The sequence below is a fragment of the Acidovorax sp. FG48 genome (genome assembly GCF_057809085.1).
Window position 1 is genome coordinate 46,106 of the sequence record NZ_JBMDJH010000008.1, and the last position, 13,571, is coordinate 59,676.

Annotated in this window: 16 protein-coding genes; 6 read left to right on the forward strand and 10 right to left on the reverse strand. The window is 66.0% G+C overall.

The window, feature by feature from the left end; all coding sequences use genetic code 11:
- Positions 1-10 precede the first annotated feature (10 nt).
- Entirely contained in the window at positions 11-712 is a 702-nt protein-coding gene (locus tag ACODSU_RS13200) for an ABC transporter ATP-binding protein (RefSeq protein WP_488842643.1), read from the reverse strand.
- 15 nt (positions 713-727) lie between these two features.
- On the opposite strand from ACODSU_RS13200, the gene ACODSU_RS13205 reads away from it, so the two are divergent.
- The gene (locus tag ACODSU_RS13205) at positions 728-1,408 is read left to right on the forward strand and encodes an arylesterase (protein WP_488842644.1); all 681 of its coding nucleotides are present in this window, start codon (positions 728-730) and stop codon (positions 1,406-1,408) included.
- Positions 1,409-1,424: 16 nt separating this feature from the next.
- On the opposite strand, the gene ACODSU_RS13210 is transcribed toward ACODSU_RS13205, so the two are convergent.
- From ACODSU_RS13210 to ACODSU_RS13225, 4 genes are all read right to left on the reverse strand, one after another.
- Positions 1,425-1,604, reverse strand: coding sequence for a hypothetical protein (locus ACODSU_RS13210; protein WP_488842645.1), 180 nt, complete (start codon positions 1,602-1,604; stop codon positions 1,425-1,427).
- Positions 1,605-1,921: 317 nt separating this feature from the next.
- Positions 1,922-2,791 (reverse strand): DUF2189 domain-containing protein, encoded by an 870-nt coding sequence (locus ACODSU_RS13215; protein ID WP_238990651.1) that lies wholly within the window; start codon positions 2,789-2,791, stop codon positions 1,922-1,924.
- A 95-nt stretch (positions 2,792-2,886) separates the two neighbouring features.
- Complete coding sequence (locus ACODSU_RS13220) at positions 2,887-4,122, reverse strand: PLP-dependent transferase (protein ID WP_488842646.1); 1,236 nt, start codon at positions 4,120-4,122, stop codon at positions 2,887-2,889.
- A gap of 90 nt (positions 4,123-4,212) precedes the next feature.
- Positions 4,213-4,704, reverse strand: coding sequence for a BON domain-containing protein (locus ACODSU_RS13225; protein ID WP_488842647.1), 492 nt, complete (start codon positions 4,702-4,704; stop codon positions 4,213-4,215).
- A 178-nt stretch (positions 4,705-4,882) separates the two neighbouring features.
- Here ACODSU_RS13225 and ACODSU_RS13230 point away from each other — a divergent pair, with 178 nt between their 5' ends.
- From ACODSU_RS13230 to ACODSU_RS13245, 4 genes are all read left to right on the forward strand, one after another.
- Entirely contained in the window at positions 4,883-6,571 is a 1,689-nt protein-coding gene (locus ACODSU_RS13230) for a SulP family inorganic anion transporter (protein ID WP_488842648.1), read from the forward strand.
- A gap of 91 nt (positions 6,572-6,662) precedes the next feature.
- Positions 6,663-7,436 (forward strand): GGDEF domain-containing protein, encoded by a 774-nt coding sequence (locus tag ACODSU_RS13235; protein WP_488842649.1) that lies wholly within the window; start codon positions 6,663-6,665, stop codon positions 7,434-7,436.
- A gap of 10 nt (positions 7,437-7,446) precedes the next feature.
- Positions 7,447-8,310: a MinD/ParA family protein gene (locus ACODSU_RS13240; protein WP_488842650.1), complete on the forward strand. Its 864-nt coding sequence runs from the start codon at positions 7,447-7,449 to the stop codon at positions 8,308-8,310.
- Positions 8,311-8,397: 87 nt separating this feature from the next.
- Positions 8,398-9,183: a sulfurtransferase gene (locus ACODSU_RS13245; protein WP_488842651.1), complete on the forward strand. Its 786-nt coding sequence runs from the start codon at positions 8,398-8,400 to the stop codon at positions 9,181-9,183.
- Between the two features lie 60 nt (positions 9,184-9,243).
- Here the strand turns inward: ACODSU_RS13245 and ACODSU_RS13250 are convergent, their stop codons facing one another.
- From ACODSU_RS13250 to ACODSU_RS13270, 5 genes are all read right to left on the reverse strand, one after another.
- Positions 9,244-10,143: a pirin family protein gene (locus ACODSU_RS13250; RefSeq protein ID WP_488842652.1), complete on the reverse strand. Its 900-nt coding sequence runs from the start codon at positions 10,141-10,143 to the stop codon at positions 9,244-9,246.
- Positions 10,140-10,547, reverse strand: coding sequence for an OsmC family protein (locus ACODSU_RS13255; RefSeq protein WP_110958556.1), 408 nt, complete (start codon positions 10,545-10,547; stop codon positions 10,140-10,142). The genes ACODSU_RS13250 and ACODSU_RS13255 overlap by 4 nt, the downstream gene beginning before the upstream one ends.
- Positions 10,548-10,606: 59 nt before the next feature.
- Positions 10,607-11,161 (reverse strand): flavodoxin family protein, encoded by a 555-nt coding sequence (locus ACODSU_RS13260; protein ID WP_060987534.1) that lies wholly within the window; start codon positions 11,159-11,161, stop codon positions 10,607-10,609.
- Between the two features lie 153 nt (positions 11,162-11,314).
- Entirely contained in the window at positions 11,315-11,728 is a 414-nt protein-coding gene (locus ACODSU_RS13265; protein WP_015013937.1) for a DoxX family protein, read from the reverse strand.
- Positions 11,729-11,768: 40 nt separating this feature from the next.
- On the reverse strand, positions 11,769-12,470 hold the full coding sequence (locus ACODSU_RS13270; protein ID WP_110958555.1) for a pirin family protein: 702 nt from the start codon (positions 12,468-12,470) through the stop codon (positions 11,769-11,771).
- A gap of 104 nt (positions 12,471-12,574) precedes the next feature.
- Between ACODSU_RS13270 and ACODSU_RS13275 the strand changes: the two genes are divergently transcribed.
- On the forward strand, positions 12,575-13,513 hold the full coding sequence (locus tag ACODSU_RS13275; RefSeq protein WP_056744595.1) for a LysR family transcriptional regulator: 939 nt from the start codon (positions 12,575-12,577) through the stop codon (positions 13,511-13,513).
- The last annotated feature ends 58 nt before the right edge of the window (positions 13,514-13,571 follow it).

The window sequence follows — 13,571 nt, forward strand, 5'->3', positions numbered from 1 at the left end:
CCTTTAAACCTTACACAACACGCCCTGCGTCGATGGTGATGCGCCGCTCGCACTGGGCTGCAATCGCGCGGTCGTGGGTCACCAGCACCAGGGTCGTGCCCAACTCGCGGTTGAGCTCGAACATGAGCTTCATGATGGTTTCGCCCGTCGCAAAGTCCAGACTGCCCGTGGGTTCGTCCGCCAGCAGCACGGCCGGCTGCATCACAAACGCCCGGGCCAGGGCCACGCGCTGCTGCTCGCCGCCCGACAGCACTTTGGGGTAGTGCGACAGGCGCTGGCCCAGCCCCACGCGCGCCAGCATCTCGGTGGCGGCCTTGCGTGCATCGCGGCGGTCGGCCAGCTCGAGCGGCAGCATGACGTTCTCCAGCGCTGTGAGGTTGCCCATGAGCTGGAAGCTCTGGAACACAAAACCCACCTTCTGGGCCCGCAATGCAGCCCGCGCATCTTCATCGATGGCAAACAGGTCGTGGCCGTCCAGCCGCACCGTTCCGCGCGTGGGGGTATCGAGCCCCGCGATGATGGACAGCAGCGTGCTCTTGCCCGAGCCCGAGGCGCCGACGATGGCCGCCGTTTCCCTGGCAGCCAGGCGGAAATCGATATCCCGCAGAATGTCGAGGGTTCCGGTGGAATCCGTCACCGACTTGAACACATGCTCCACGGCAATGATGGGGGTGGCTGGCGGTGTCTTGGGCAGTGGGGAGGATTCGGACATGAAAGGCTCTTTACTTTGATTCGCAATCTGCAGCAACGGCGCCACTTTATCCTGAGCGCATCTATCGGCCTGGTGGTGGGGCTTTGTGCCCCCATGGCCTTTGCGCAGGCCACCGCCAAGCCGGGGGCTGCGGGGCGCACGCCCGTGATCCTGGTGCTGGGGGATTCACTCAGTGCCGAATACGGCCTGGCGCGGGGCACGGGCTGGGTGGCGCTGCTGGAAAAGCAGTTGGTGCAAGACAAGCTCACGGCCACCGTGGTCAATGCCAGCGTGAGTGGTGAGACCACCTCGGGCGGCCGTTCGCGCCTGGCGGCTTTACTGGCCCAGCACAAGCCCAGCCATGTAGTGATCGAGCTAGGCGGCAACGATGCGCTGCGCGGGCTACCGCTCAAGAACACCGAAGAAAACCTGACCTGGATGACCCAGACAGCCCAAAAGGCCGGGGCCAAGGTGCTGCTGGTGGGCATGCAGGTGCCGCCCAACTACGGCACCGACTACGCCAACAAGTTTGCGGGTCTGTTCACCAGTGTGGCGCAGGCCCACAAGGCGGCGGTGGTGCCGTTTTTCCTGAAAGGGGTGGCGGACGGGCCGGACCCGACGCGCCTGTTCCAGCCCGACCGCATCCACCCCCGCGCCGAGGCGCATCCGCAGATGCTGGCCAATGTGTGGCCAGAACTCAAAAAGCTGCTGCGCTAGGACGCAGCCCAGTCACTCAGCCCGCAGGCTGCTCGGAGTGGCCGGCAGCGCCTGCTGGCTGGTCGTTAGCGGGTTGGTCGCCTCCCTGCGGATCGTCCGGCCTGCGCTGTGTTTTGGCCCGCAGCTTCTCTTCCTTTTTTTGCTTTTTGGCGAGTTCGCGCTGGCGCTTTTCGTATCCGTAGTTGGGTGTTGCCAAGGTAGTTGCTTCCTGAAGTTGAGACCCACTGTAACAGGCTGGGCTTCTAGAACCTGTTCAAAGTTTTTTTGGAGATCGCATTGGAGTGCAATCGGGACGAGTGGATGCTTCGGGTGCGCCGCATGGGCTCGTGCCCATGCAAGCAGCCGGGGCGTTCAATCGCCCGATTTCACTCCAACCCTTCGGGCAAGTACCTTGCCGGGCGGTCTGCGGCGTTGCGGCGCTTGTTGATAGCCGAGCTATCCACTGCGCACCGCGCCTTACATCCCATCCCGGCAAGGAACTTGTGCAACTCCAAAAAAACTTTGAACAGGTTCTTAGCCCATCGCCGCAGTGCGCTGCAGCGGGATGACGGCAGCCCGGTAGGCGTGCCAGCTGGCAAAACCCAGCACAGGCCCCGCCAGCAGCAGGCCCACGCCCCAGAACCACAGCGAGACAGCCACGATGAGGGTGATCAATGCCCCCCACAGCAGCATCACGCCGGGGTTTTCGACCACCACACGCATGCTGGTGATGCCCGCAGTCAGCGCGTCGGTATCGCGGTCCAGAATCATGGGGATGGACACCACCGAGGTGGAAAACACCAGTGCCGCAAACACGCCGCCCACCACCGTGTACACCGCCACAAAGCTCCAGTTCTGCGGGTTGAACACAGCCTGCAGCACGCCCGTGGTGGACGGCATGCCGGTGTTGAAGAACACCGCAAACACCACCAGCGACGCACGCCCCCAGAGCAGTTCCAGCACCACGAGCACCAGCACCAGCATGCCCATGCTGCCCATGTGGCTGTCCCAGCACGTCAGGGATTCGCTCAGCTGCGGCTGGAGGCCGGCCTCACGCCGACGGCTGGTGTCATACAGCCCCATGGCCAGAAACGGCCCCAGCAGCAGGCAACCGCTGGCCATGGACATGGTGTACTCCGGTCGCGTGCGGAACACCCAGCCCAGCACCACGGCCATGGCCCAAAAGCACACGCCGTAAAACACCGCAATGCCAGGCGCTGCTCGTACGTCGTCCAGCCCCCGCATCAGCCACCGAAAAGGGTCGGCCAGATGCAACGGCTGCAGCTGCACAGGTTGCGCCGTCTGGGCCTTCACGCGGTCGGCGATGGCCTCGGCCTGCCGGGCCTCGGAGGTGTCTGGAGTACCAACGGTGTCCGGCCCGGGCTTGGAAGATGTCGCGTTCATGCCGCCACACTAAGCCCGCGCGTTCGGCTGCGCCACTGAGGAAAGCCCGTAGCCCGACCCACATCTGCCCAATAGGCAGGGGGTCAAGCGGCAGCTCAGGCGGGGAAGGCCCGCTCCATCGCCTGCTGCAGATCACGCCGCAGGTCCTCCACCGCCTCCAGCCCGATGGAAAAACGCATCAGCGTGCCCGGCTTCAGGTGGGGCGACGGGCGGCTGCGCATGCTGGCGATGGTGTAGGGCACCACCAGGCTCATGGGGCCGCCCCAGCTGTAGCCCAGCTTGAACAGGCGCAGGCTGTCGCAGAAGACATCCACCTGCTGCTGGGTGTAGCGCGCGTCGATCATCACGCTGAACAGGCCGGCCGCCGCGCCCTGCCCGCCCTCTGCAGCGCCGCACAGCGCCTTCCAGTGGGCATGGCCGGGCGCGCCCTCCAGTGCGGGGTGCAGCACCTGGGCGATGGCGGGCTGCTGCTGCAACCAGCGCGCCAGCTGGCGCGCGGCTTCGTCGTGGGCGCGATAGCGCAGGCCGATGCTGGGCAGCGCGCGCAGGATCGCCTCGGCATCGTTGGCGCCCACGCCCAGGCCCAGCCGCATGTGGGTGAGCTTGATCTTCATGTGCAAGCCCTGGTCGCGCGTGATGACGCTGCCCATGAGCACATCGCCACCACCGCTGGGGTACTTGGTCAGCGCATGGGCAGAAATGTCCACGCCCAGGCTGCCGTCACCCGTCAGGTCAAACGGCGCAAACGCCAGGCCAGCGCCCCAGGTGTTGTCCAGCGCCGTGGTCACGCCGCGTGCGCGGCAGATGCGCACCTGCTCGCACAGGTCGGGGAACTCCATGCTCACCGAACCCGGCGCCTCCAGCCACACCAGCCGGGTGGCGGGGGTGATGCGCGCGGCCAGGTCAGCCGGGTCCAGCGGGTCGTAAAACGCATGGGTGACGCCAAAGCGGGCCAGCTCGCCGTTGGCAAAGTCCTTGCCGGGACCGTAGGCGTTGTCGGGAATCAGCACCTCGTCGCCGGACTTGAGCAAGGCCATCCCCACGTTGGCGATGGCGGCGAGGCCGCTGGGCACCAGCACACACTGCAGGCCACCTTCCAGCGCGCAAAGGCGCTCTTCGAGGATGAACGTGGTGGGCGTGCCGTGCAGGCCGTAGGTGTAGCCGCTCTTGTCCTTCCACTCCCGCGAGCGCATGGCTGCGACGTTGGGGAAGATGACCGTAGAGGCCTTGAACACCCCGGGCTGGGGGGCTACAAAACCAGCCGGGGGCTGGTAGTCGTGGTGGACGAGGTGGGTGGCAAGATCGATGTCGTGGTCTTTCATGCCGGCCATGGTAGCGCGCCGCCCGGTGGTGAGCCGGGCGGCGCGTGGGTGCGGTGATCAGGGCTGTGCGGCACAGGCCGCCCGCCCTGTGGTCCGACATTAGCTGGCGGTGACGACCAGCTGGTTGTTGACGGAGGTCACGCCGGTCACGCTCTTGGCGATGGTTTCGGCGCGGTCACGGGCTACGGTAGAGGGCGCAGGGCCGTTCAGGGTGACCTTGCCGTTCACGGTGTCCACGTTGATCTTGAGCGCGCTCAGATCGGGGTCCTTGGCCAGGCCCGCATTCACCTGGGCGGTGATGGTGGCGTCGTCAATCGCGCCCTTGGCGGTGTTGGCGGCGTCCTTAGCGGTAGCTTCGGCATTGGCGGCGCCCTGTTCCATCTTGGTTTCGGCGCTCTGCATGGCGCTCTCGGCCTTCACTCGAGCATCGGCAGCGGCCTGTTCGGTCTTTTCGACCGCAGAGTCCAGACGCTGGCCCACGGTGGGCTCTTCGGTCTTGCCGCATGCGGCGAGACCCAAGGCCAGGGCGCTGACGGCCAGGATGCTGGTGATGCGGTGTGCGGGACGATCCATCAGGTTTTGGGAATTCATGCTTTGACTCCTTGCGGTTAAGACATGGGCAGACTGTAGGCAACCGGTCCAAGCCTGCGGGTCGGACAGGGCCGAAGTGCCTGTAGGACGAAGGAGCCTGCGGTCCGCCACCACCGCTGACCTTGCCTATTGGGAAGAGCCGGGGCGCCGAGGTCCCGGGCGCGCGACAATCGAGGGCATGACCCTGCATTCGCTCGCACGCTGGCTTCCTTTTTTGAAATGGCCCCGCCCGGATCGGCAACTGCTCAAAGGCGAGTTCTGGGCAGGCATGACGGTAGGGTTGATGTTGGTACCCCAGGGCGTGGCCTACGCGGCGCTGGCGGGCATGCCCCTGGTCACCGGCATTTACGCATCCCTGATTCCGGCGCTGGTCGCAGTGCTGTTCAGCTCCTCCACCCGACTGGGGGTGGGCCCTACCGCGCTGACCAGCCTGCTGATCGGTGCCTCACTCACCGGCCTGGCCGAACCCGGTAGTGCGCAGTGGGTGGCCCTGGCCGCGTGGATGGCCCTGCTGTCGGGGCTGCTGCAGATGGTGATGGGTATCGCGCGCTTTGGCTGGTTGCTCAACCTCGTGACCTCGCCCGTGCTCAATGGTTTTACGCAGGCGGCAGCGCTGCTGATTCTGGGCTCGCAACTGGCGGCGCTGACTGGACTGCGCGCCGCCGATTGGGGCGCACTGCTGTCCACTCCTTCACCCGGCCTGTTTGACCTGACGGCCGCGGGCTTTGGCCTGGGCAGCCTGGGCTTGCTGATGCTGGCGCGCCGCTGGCTGCCGCAGTTTCCGGCCGCGATTGTGGTAGTGGGCGCGGCAGGCGCCTTGAGCTGGGCCCTGGGCTACGCCGACGCTGGGGGTGCCGTAGTGGGCGCGTTACCCTCGGGCTTGCCCGACCCCTACTGGCCGGGCGCCCTGCCCTGGTCCAGCTTCAGCGCACTGGTCATGCCCGTGCTGGTGGTGACGCTGGTGAGCTTTCTGGAGACCGCATCCAGCGCCAAGGTGGAAAGCCAGCGCTCCAAGGAGCAGTGGAATGAAAACCAGGACCTCATCGGCCAGGGCCTCGCCAAGATCAGCAGCGGCCTGTGCGGCAGTTTTGCCACCAGCGCATCCTTCTCGCGCTCGGCCATCAACCTATACGCGGGCGCCAAGACCGGCTGGGCCACGCTGTTTGCGATCAGCCTGGTGCTGGTCGTGCTGCTGTGGCTGACGCCTGCGCTGTACCACGTCCCGCAGTCGGTGCTGGCGGCGGTCGTGGTCACGGCAGTCACCAGCCTCATCAAGCCGGGCACCCTGCTGCGGCTGTGGCGGGTATCGCGCGTGGAGGCTGTGATCGGCGGCGTCACCTTTGCCCTGACCTTGGCCACCGCCCCGCGCATGTACTGGGGCGTACTGGTGGGTTTGTTGATGAACCTGAGCCACTTCCTGTACCAGCGCCTGCACCCGCGCATCATCGAGGTGGGCCTGCACCCGGACGGCAGCCTGCGCGACCGGCACCTGTGGCAGCTGCCACCCCTCGCCCCCCGGTTGCTGGCGCTGCGCATGGATGCGGAGCTGGACTTTGCCTCCGCCAGCGCGCTGGAGCGGCGCGTGACCGAGCATCTGGCCGCCCACCCCGAGGTGGTGCACCTGTGCCTGCTGGCCCAGCCCATCAACCGCATTGACGTGACGGGCGTCGAAACCTTTGCCCAACTGCTGGCGCAGATGGAACTGCGGGGCGGCACCTTGCATCTGAGTGGCCTGAAGCTGCCGGTGGAGCAGGTGCTGCGCCAGGCCGGCCTGCTGGACCTGCGCCCCGGGCTGGCCATGTACCGGACCGACGCCGAGGCGCTGGTGGCACTGCAACAGCTTCCCGAGCCCGTGGCGCGGGCGTGAGCCGGGTTTTACCTACGCTGCGACCGCTGTGCCTCGGCCTTGTTCTTGCTGACGCGCTGGTACACTTGCCTAACTCTCTTTGTTCCAATTTGTGTCTGACTCTGCGGCCTCTCATCTGGTAGATCTGCGCGACCTTCGCCTAGATACTGCCCACGCACTGGTGGCTCAGGCCGGCGGCAGCGAGGCAGCATTGCACCGCGAGGTGCCTTCCCTTTATTTGCAGGGGCTGATCGACGGCCTGTGCGAGCTGTCGCTCAAAGACCCGCTCACGGGACTGGCGAACCGCAGACATTTCCGCGCCGTGCTGGAACGTGAAATCGATCGCGTCACACGCTCCGGCGAGGCAGCCCTGCTGCTGATGCTGGACATCGACCATTTCAAAAAGGTGAACGACACCCACGGCCACCTGGCTGGTGACGTGGTGTTGCAGTCGGTGGCCCGCACGCTCAGTGCTTGCGTGCGCCCCATGGACACCTTGGCCCGCTACGGCGGTGAAGAATTCGCCGTGGTGCTGCCGGCCTGCCAGGCTGCCTTTGGCCGGGTGGTGGCAGAACGCATCCGGCGCGCGGTGGCCAACACGCCCATCCGCATTTCCCCCACGGTGGAGCTGAACGTCACCTTGAGCATCGGGGGAGCGTTTGCCATGCAGTGGATCCGCTCCACCACCCTGCTGTGGACCGACCGGGCCGACCACCAGCTCTACCAGGCCAAGGCGTCGGGCCGCAACCGCGTCAGCATCGAGGAACAACCCGACAGCACCGTCAGTGCCGAAGAGAAAAGCCTGTTGTTTGGCCCGCTCTACACCCCTTCGGGTTGGGGCGACCTGCCTCCACTGGACCCCAACCCAACAGGCAGCGCCTACTGAAAGTTAGATGATGAGCGACGCGCTGTCCCCCCAACCCACAACGCCTGCAGCCCCTGCAGGCCCTGCAGGCCCTGCCACCCCCCTGGCCTCTGCCGCTCCTGGCGCCCGCATCATTGCGGTGACCAGCGGCAAAGGCGGTGTGGGCAAGACTTTCGTATCAGCCAACCTGGCCGCCGCCCTCACCCGCCGAGGCCAGCGCGTGCTGGTGCTCGACGCCGACCTGGGCCTGGCCAACCTGGACGTGGTGCTGAACCTGCACCCCAAGATCACCTTGCACGACGTGTTCACCGGCAAGGCCGCGCTGGACGACGCCGTGATCGCCGCGCCTGGTGGCTTTGACGTGCTGCTGGCCGGCTCCGGCATGGTGGAGTATTCGCGCCTCACGCCCGAGGTGCGCAACCAGTTCCTGAACGTGATCCAGGCGCTCACGCCGCGCTACGACGTGGTGCTGCTCGATACCGGCGCCGGTATCTCCGACGTGGTGCTGTTCTCGGTGTCCCTGGCGTCCGAGGTGCTGATCGTGGCCACGCCCGAACCCACCTCGCTTACCGATGCCTACGCCGCCATCAAGGTGCTGGCCATGCAGCAAAAGCGCCAGCATGTGCGCATGGTCATCAACCAGGCGGCGCGTCCGGGCGACGGCCGAGCCATCACCAGCCAGCTGCAGCAGGTGCTTGACCGCTTTGTGAGCACCGAATCCGGTCGCCCCATGCGGCTGATCCACATGGGCGACATCCCGGCCGACCCCTCGGTGCGCGACGCCGTGATGCGCCGCCAGTTGTTGCTGCTGCAAACCCCTGGCTGCCCGGCGGCGCTGGCAATTGCGCAGCTGGCCAACAAGATCGAGTCCACGCTGCTGTCACCGGCGGCATGACCCGGATACGCCGAGCGGCGCTTGAGGCGCAGCTTGGCCACTGTGACCCACAGGCCCGCCAGCGGGCCTTTGTGCTTTTTTACTGCCGTGAACCCTACCGACACCGTCCTCAACATCTCCTGCTACAAGTTTGTGCCGCTGCCCGATGCCGCCGCGCTGCGCGATGTGCTGCATGAGCGTGCGGTGGCCGCCCAGCTCAAGGGCACCATCCTCCTGGCGGAGGAAGGTATCAACTTCTTTCTTGCGGGCCCAGCCGATGCCGTGCGGGGGTTTGTCGCGCAGCTGCGCACCGATGCCCGCTTTGCCGACCTGGAACCCAAGGAGAGCTGGTCAGCCACGGTGCCGTTTCGCAAGATGCTGGTCAAGGTCAAGCGCGAGATCATCCGCATGGACCACCCCACCATCCGCCCTGCTGCGGGCCGCGCGCCATCGGTAGACCCGGCCACGCTGCGCCGCTGGCTGGACCAGGGGCACGACGACGAAGGCCGTGAAGTGGTCACGCTAGACACCCGCAACGCCTTCGAGGTGGACGCAGGCACGTTCGACAACGCCATCGACTGGCGCATCGACAAGTTCACCGAGTTTCCGCCAGCGCTGCGCGCCCACAAGGCCGAGCTGCAGGACAAGACCGTGGTGAGCTTCTGCACCGGCGGCATCCGGTGCGAAAAGGCCGCCATCCTCATGCGCGAGGAAGGCCTGCCCCATGTCTACCAGCTGGAGGGAGGCATCCTGAAGTACTTTGAGCTGACGGATGGCGCGCACTACCACGGCGGGTGCTTTGTGTTTGACGAGCGCCGCGTGCTGGACACGGGGCTTGCCATCGACGCTCCCTCTGCGGTCGTAGCGACCGCAGAAAACGCTATCAAATCATGAGCTGCCAGCGCTTGACGCACTAGCGCTACAGCCCATTTTTATCTAAACATCACGCTTTGATCAGGCTTTGAAGCGGTGTTCCGGCAGGGGAATCCATTCCACCTCGCCCGGCACCTGGCCCATCGCTTGTGCCTCCCAGTCGCTGGCGGCCTGCACGATGCGCTCCTTGCGGCTGGAGACAAAGTTCCACCACATGTGGCGCGGCGCATCCAGCGGCTCACCGCCGATCACCATCAGGCGCACGGCACTCTCACCGGCCGTCAAACGCAGGGGCTGGCCGGGTTCCGCCACAGCCAGAATGTGCGCAGGCACCTGAGCGCCGTTCAACGACACCGGTGCATCCACGGTGTACACCGCCAGCTCGGGCACCAGTGCCGGGATCTCCAGGGTGGCGCCAGCGGGCAGCTGCACGTCCAGGTACAAGGTGCGCGAGTAGGTGGCCACCGGCGAGGTCTGACCAAATGCCTCGCCGACTAGCACCCGCACGCTGGCCCCATCCACCTGCACCTGCGGGATGGCCGGAGCAGGCGTGTGCACAAACGAGGGGTCGGCTTCTTCGTGGGCCAGTGGCAGCGCAGCCCACAGCTGGATGCCGTGGTTCACATACGGCTGGTTTGCCAGGCTCTCCGGGCGGCGCTCGGAGTGCACGATGCCCCGCCCCGCCGTCATCCAGTTGATGGCGCCGGGTTCGATCTGCTGCACATAGCCCAGACTGTCGCGGTGCATGATGGCGCCCGAGAACAGGTAGGTCACCGTCGCCAGGCCAATGTGCGGATGGGGCCGCACGTCGTGGCTATCGCCCGGAGCGACGGTCACCGGACCGAAGTGGTCGAAAAACAGGAAGGGCCCCACGGCCTTGCGCTGCACAGCGGGCAGCAGGCGGCGCACGGTGAAACCGCCGCCCAGGTCCTTGGCATGGCCCGTGAGGGGCAGAAAAGAAGTGCTGGGGGTATCGCTCATGCCGCACGCTCCACCACGGTGCTGATCTCGGTCGTCACCGTGGTCATCAACTTGTGCACCGGGCATTTCTGCGCCACGTTTTCCAGCTCGGCGATCTGGGCATCGGTGAGGTCGCCGCTGACCTGCAGCCGGGTCGCGAGGCGGTAGACGCCCGCACGCTCGGCCGAGGCGTCGCGCTCGACCACGGTCTGCACATCGTCCACCGGAAGGCCCTTGCGGCGCGCGTACCACAACACCGTGAGCGCCTTGCAGGCCCCCAGGGCAGCGTCATACAGATCGTGCGGGCTCGGGCCGCTGTCGGTGCCGCCCTCTTCCACACTGCCATCGGCCACGAGATCGTGCGCACGGATGTGCACGGTCTGGGCCATGGGCGCGCCGGGGACGCGCCGCAATTCAACTGCCATGGGGTGTTCTCCTGGTTGTATTGGGGCGCGCCACTGTAGCGCCAAAAGGCGGCTGCGCCTTAACGAGAGAGGCGGCGGGCCACGTCGGCCACACGCTGGCCAAACTGCTTGCCCGTCTCCAGGTCGCCAGGGAACATCTCGGCAGCCGAGGCGTCGGACGGCGACTGGGACATGGCGCCGCTGAACGAGCCGATCCAGTTCACATCGTTGCGCGTGGCCGCCTTGGAGTTGGCGGGCATCATGCCGTTGCCCACCCAGATGCCACCGTGCTGCATGGCCAGGTGGAACATGTAGTCCAGCGTGATCTGCTTGTCGCCGTTGGTGCTAGCGCTGTTGGTAAAGCCAGCGAACAGCTTGTCCTTCCAGGCCTGGCTGAACCAGGGCTTGGACGAGGCGTCGGCAAACTTCTTGAACTGCCAGCTCGGGCCAGCCATGTACGTGGGCGAGCCAAAAATGATGGCACTGGCTGCGGCCAGCGTTTCCCAGCCACCTTCGGGCAGATTGCCTTCTGCGTCAATGGCGACCAGCTGGGCGCCTGCGCCCTCCGCCACCGCCTGCGCCAGACGCTGCGTGTGACCATAACCCGAGTGGTAAACAACTGCGATGTGTGCCATGAGATAACTCCTGTTGAAACGATGAGGGAACGAGACCAGGGGAAAAACCAAAAAAACGACCGACGAACTGCCTACAGAACAACAAACAACCACGCGATTGAATGCCAGAACCTGCACCCCTGCGGGCTGCAGGCCCTTTATCGACAGACCGGATCAGCGGTCCGAGCGGCGTGCGTCCAGGCTCCACGCACCGGCGCCAAATGCTGCCAGGGCCAGCAGGCCGCCGGTCACGCCCACGTTCTTGAAGAACATGAGCTGCTGCATCATTTGCTTGTCAGCGGGCAGGTTCCAGTAGGCATGGAAGAAGAAGCTGGCCACCAGCGTGAAGAAGGCCAGCGCCAGCGCGGCGAACCGGGTGCCCACGCCAAAGATCAGCGCCAGGCTGCCCAGCACTTCAACCGCCGCCGCAATGGCTGCGGCCACCGTGGGCATGGGCAGGCCCACCGACGTGATATAGCCCACGGTACCGGCAAAGCCGGTCAGCTTGCCAATGCCCGCAGGCAGGAACAGGGCGGCCAGCAGCAGGCGCGATGCCAGGGCCAAGGGGTTTTGCAGTGATGTGAACATGGTGAAGAACTCCTGAGTGAAAGTGGTTACGAAGTAAAAATCAGGCGGCCAGGTCAAACACCAGCACCTCGGCGTCGTGGCCATGGGTCAAAGACAAGGTGGTTTCCTTTTCCATCAGCAGCGCATCGCCGCCCGATAGGGTCTGGCCGTTGGCGGTCAGCGCGCCGCGCACCAGGTGCACATAGGTCTTGCGGGCGGGGTTCAGCGCCAGAGTGACGGACTCGTCCCCATCCAGCAAACCCGCATACAAGGCCGCATCGGCATGGATCTTGACCGAGCCCTGCGCGCCATCGGGCGACGCCACCAGGCGCAGGGCGCCGCGCTTTTCCGCCTCGGCAAAGGTCTTTTGCTCGTAGCTGGGCGGAATGCCGCGTACGTTGGGCTCAATCCAGATCTGCAGGAAGTGCGTGGTCTGGCCCGCAGCGTGGTTGAACTCGCTGTGCTGCACGCCAGTGCCTGCGCTCATGCGCTGCACGTCACCGGGCGGGATGCCCTTGACGTTGCCCATGCTGTCCTTGTGGGCCAGTTCGCCCGACAGCACGTAACTGATGATTTCCATGTCGCGGTGGCCATGGGTTCCAAACCCGGTGCCCGGCGCAATGCGGTCTTCGTTGATGACGCGCAGGTTGCCAAAGCCCATGTGGGCGGGGTCGTAGTACCCGGCGAACGAGAAGCTGTGGAAGGAATTGAGCCAGCCATGGTCGGCGTGGCCCCGGTCTTGCGATTTACGAACAGTCAGCATGTGAGTGCTCCTTTCAAGACTCGACTGTAGGACTGCCACACCCGCTGCGGGCACAGACGGATTGATGGCAATGTTCAAATAATCTGAATTAACATGACGCCACCATGCAAAACGCCCGCGATGTCCTCACCCCCGATGCGCTGACCATGCTGCAGGTGATTGCCGAGGCCGGCAGCTTTGCCGCCGCCGCACGGCAACTGGGCCTGGTGCCCAGCGCCCTCACCTATCGCGTGCGCCAGATCGAAGACGCACTGGACGTGCTGCTGTTCGACCGCAGCGCGCGCCAGGCCCGCCCCACCGAGGCCGGGGTAGAGCTGCTGCGCGAAGGCGCGCGCCTGCTGCAGGACATCGACGCCGTGGCCCACCGCGTGCGCCGCGTGGCCACGGGCTGGGAGCCGCAGCTCACGCTGTCGGTGGACGGCATCATCTCGCCCCACACCCTGCTGGAGCTGGTGGACGCGTTCTACGCCATGAAGCCCCCCACGCGCCTCAAGCTGCGCGACGGCATCATGACTGGCACGCTGGAGGCGCTGACCTCCGGCCGCGCCGACCTGGCCATTGGCGTATCGGTCGCCAGCAACAACGTGGCCGGCCTGCAGCAAGGGCTGCTGGGCGATGTGCTCTTCATCTACGTGGTGGCGCCCCACCACCCGCTGGCCACCGCGCCCGAGCCGATCTCCGACGCCACGCTGCTGGAGCACCGCGCCGTGGCCGTGGCCGACTCGGCCACCCGTGGCGGCGCCACCATGGGCCTGCTGGGCGGACAGGACGTGTTGACGGTGGACACCATGCAGGCCAAGGTGCGCGTGCAGTTGCGCGGCCTGGGCGGCGGCTTTCTGCCCGAACCCATGGTGCGCCCCTACCTGGAGGCCGGCCGCCTGGTGGCGCGCCGCGTGGCCCGGCCGGAGCGCAACGTGCGCGTGCACTACGCCTGGGGCGGCCCTGGCTTCACCGCCCCCGGCCGCGCGCTGCAGTGGTGGCTGAACCAGCTGCAAAGCCCCGCCACACGCCGCGCTCTGCTGGAAAACCACCATCATTTGTGACCCTGATCAAGTGCGCACAGGCCGGCACCGCGTGTAGAGTGGTTGCTGTTGGTTTTGC